The sequence below is a fragment of the bacterium genome (assembly GCA_028821235.1).
Lineage (GTDB): Bacteria > Actinomycetota > Acidimicrobiia > Spongiisociales > Spongiisociaceae > Spongiisocius.
Map to the genome: position 1 here is coordinate 1 of JAPPGV010000123.1, position 3,419 is coordinate 3,419.

2 protein-coding genes are annotated in these 3,419 nt (G+C 68.2%); both read left to right on the plus strand.

The window, feature by feature from the left end; genetic code table 11:
- The first annotated feature begins 49 nt into the window (after positions 1-49).
- On the plus strand, positions 50-2,314 hold the full coding sequence (locus OXK16_12645; GenBank protein MDE0376792.1) for an arylsulfatase: 2,265 nt from the start codon (positions 50-52) through the stop codon (positions 2,312-2,314).
- A 161-nt stretch (positions 2,315-2,475) separates the two neighbouring features.
- Positions 2,476-3,419, plus strand: a 944-nt coding sequence (locus tag OXK16_12650; protein ID MDE0376793.1) for a Rieske 2Fe-2S domain-containing protein, incomplete at its 3' end; no start/stop codon positions are given.

Consider the following 3,419-nt stretch of genomic DNA (forward strand, 5'->3'; position numbering starts at 1 on the left):
TCATGGGCACGAGTATGGTTACCGCCGTCGGCAAAGGCCAGGAAGGTCGATGGGTTCCAGCACTGATTCGAGCGGAACGCCCGGGCGCGGAGCGCAGGGAGCGCCGCAATACCCGGAACCGGATTTCGAGGGTGTGATCGGGCCCGACTTCCGGGAGTCGGCCCCATGGTGGCCGCCGATGGCGAACGATGCCCGTGGCAAGTCCGATGTCGTGCTGGTGGTGCTGGACGATGTCGGTTTCGCCGGTCTCGGATGCTACGGGGCCGAGGTGGAGACCCCGGTAATGGACGCGCTGGCGGAGCGGGGACTGCGCTTCAACGACTTCAACGTCACCCCTTTGTGCTCGCCGACCCGCGCCTGCGTGCTCACCGGGCGCAACCACCACAGCGTGGGGATGGCCTACCTGTCGAACGTCGACTCGGGATTCCCCGGACACCGGGGGAGGGTGACCCGCTCGGCCGGAACCGTCGCCGAGGTGTTGCAGGGCGCCGGGTACGCCACCATGGCGATCGGCAAGTGGCACCTGGCGCCGCTCGAGGAGACCACCGCGGCCGGTCCCTACGACGAGTGGCCGCTCGGTCGGGGATTCGGCCGGTACTACGGGTTCCTCGACGCGCTGACCGACCATTTCTACCCGGACGTGGTCGAGGACAACCACCGGGTCGAGCCGCCGGGCAGGCCCGAGGACGGCTACCACCTGACCGAGGACCTGGTGGACCACGCCATCTCCTACGTCCGCGACCAGGTCTCGGTCAAGCCCGAGCAGCCGTTCTTCCTCTACGTGGCCTTCGGGACGGCGCACTGTCCCCACCAGGCGCCCCAGGATTACCTGGACAAGTACCGGGGGCGCTACGACGAGGGCTGGGACGTGATCCGCCAGCGCCGTTTCGCCCACCAGAAGGAGCTCGGGATCGTGCCCGAGGACGCCGCCCTCGCGCCGCTCAACCCCGGGGTGCAGGAGTGGGACAACCTGAGTCCCGACCAACAGAAGCTCTTCGCCCGGTTCCAGGAGGCCTACGCGGCCATGCTGGACCACACCGACGCCCAGATGGGACGGTTATTCGACTTCCTCGACTCGATCGAGAGGCTCGACAACACGATCGTGGTGGTCCTCTCCGACAACGGCGCCAGCCAGGAGGGCGGGCCTGACGGCGGCGCCGACATCGTGACCTACGAGGAGGACCGGTTCTGCACCGTGGAGTTCAACATGGAGCGGTTCGACACCATCGGCGGCCCGCATTCCCAGACCAACATCCCGTGGGGATGGGCCCAGGCCGCCAACACGCCCTTGCGCTGGTACAAGCAGAACACCTACGCGGGCGGGGTGCGGACGCCGCTGATCGTCTCCTGGCCGGATGGGGTGGCCGGCAACGGCGGGGTGCGCACCCGGTTCGTCCATGCCATCGACATCGCCCCCACCATCCTGGATCTCGTGGACGTGGCGCCGGAGGCCTCCTACAAGGGAGTGGACCAGATGCCCTACCACGGCGCCAGCATCCGTGACCTGCTGGACGACCCGGCCGCCCCCGCTCCCCGCGATCGGCAGTACTTCGAGATGATCGGCCACCGGGCCATGTGGGAGGACGGCTGGAAGGCCCTCACGAGGCACCGGCGGAACGAGCCCTTCGAGGACGATCCGTGGGAGCTGTACCACATCGACTCCGACTTCTCCGAGTGCAAGGATGTGGCCGCGGAGCACCCCGAGAAGCTGGCTGACCTGGTGGGGCAGTGGTCCGAGGAGGCGGCCCGATACTCGGTGTTCCCGCTCGACGACCGCTACCTGGCGGTGCGGGCCTCGACCTTCACGCCCCCAGGGACCCCGAGGGCGAGGGATACGTTCTCATACCTGGGGGGTTCGAGCCGGGTGCCTGGCGCCGCCACCCCCCTGGTGTTCAACCGGGACTTCAGGATCACGGCCCGGGTCGCCCCGCTGGACGCCGCCGAAGAGGGGGTGCTGGTGGCGGTGGGCGACGTGAGCGGCGGCTACGTCCTGTACCTGGCCGCCGGGCATCTCGTGTTCGAGTACTGCTATCTGGGCGATCGACAGACGCTCGCCTCGTCCGGCCCGGTGATGCCAGGGGCGATCGAGCTGTCCTTCGCGTTCGAGAGGACCGGGGACTACCGGGGCGTCGGTCGCCTGGAAGCCGACGGCCGGAATCTCGGCGAGATCGAGATGACCTCTATGGCCCGCGGGATGATCTCGTGGGGATCCCTCAGCGTGGGCGCCGACACGCTGTCCCCGGTAAGTAACACCTACGAGGGGGAGTTCCCGTTCACCGGCAGTTTGGAGCGAGTCGACTTCGACCTCGGCTGAGCCGGATCGAACCAGCCGCACTCCGCGACCGGGAAGGCCGCGCGGTGAGATTCCTCCTCGGGATGCTCCTCACCGTTCCTTCTCATACGACACCACCGAGATCGAGGCGCAACCGGCTCGGCATGGGTGGACCCGCTCGCTCGCGCCAGTAAAATCGTCGGATGGCGACAACACCTACCGCTGCGACGCCGTGGCGCCTGCCGGGATTCTGGGCCGGCATCCGGCCGAAGGTGTGGTCGGCTATCGGGCTGTCGCCGGTCGCGTACGCGGACGAGGCCTTCTACGCTGACGAGCAGGCCCGGCTGTTCGGTCGGGCGTGGACCGGCGTGGCCCTCGCCGACGAACTGTCCCGGCCGGGACGGCTTCTCGTGCGGTCCGTCGCCGGGAAGTCGGTGCTGCTGACCCGGTCCGGGGATCGGTTGCGCGGGTTCCTGAACACCTGCCGTCACCGGGGGACCGAGCTGGCCGATGCCGACTGCGACATCCCGGGCGTCATCAGGTGCCCGTATCATCGCTGGAGTTACTCGACCGAAGGCCGGCTGGTGGCGGCGCCGCTCTTCGAGGCCTCACCCCCGTCGGACTTCGACCCCGCCGACTGGCGCCTCGTGCCCATACGCGTGGACACCTGGGGTCCCATCGTCTTCGTCTGCCTCGACGAGGAGACGCCGCCCCTCCATGTATGGCTCGGCGATCTGAGCGAGCGGTTGTCCGGTTATCGCCTGGACGAGTGGCGGCTGGCCGACCTTGAAGGGACGACCGCCACGTTCGATGTCGGAGCCAACTGGAAACTCCTCGTCGAGAACTTCGCGGAGTACTACCACCTGCCGTGGGTGCACCCGAAGCTGGCCAAGGTGTCACGCGTCAAGGACCACTACCGCTACCAGGGTCCCGGGATGTACTGCGGGCAGACCACTACGCCGGTCTCGAGCGACCAGCACGAGGACTGGGTGGTATTACCTCCGGCTACCGGTCTGGGTGCATCCGACGCCGCCAGCGGTAGGTTCGTCGCCGTGTTCCCCAACGTCCTGCTCGCCGTGCTGCCGAACCACGTGTTCCTCATCCTGCTCGAGCCGCTGGGCGCCGGGCGGACCATCGAGCACTGCAC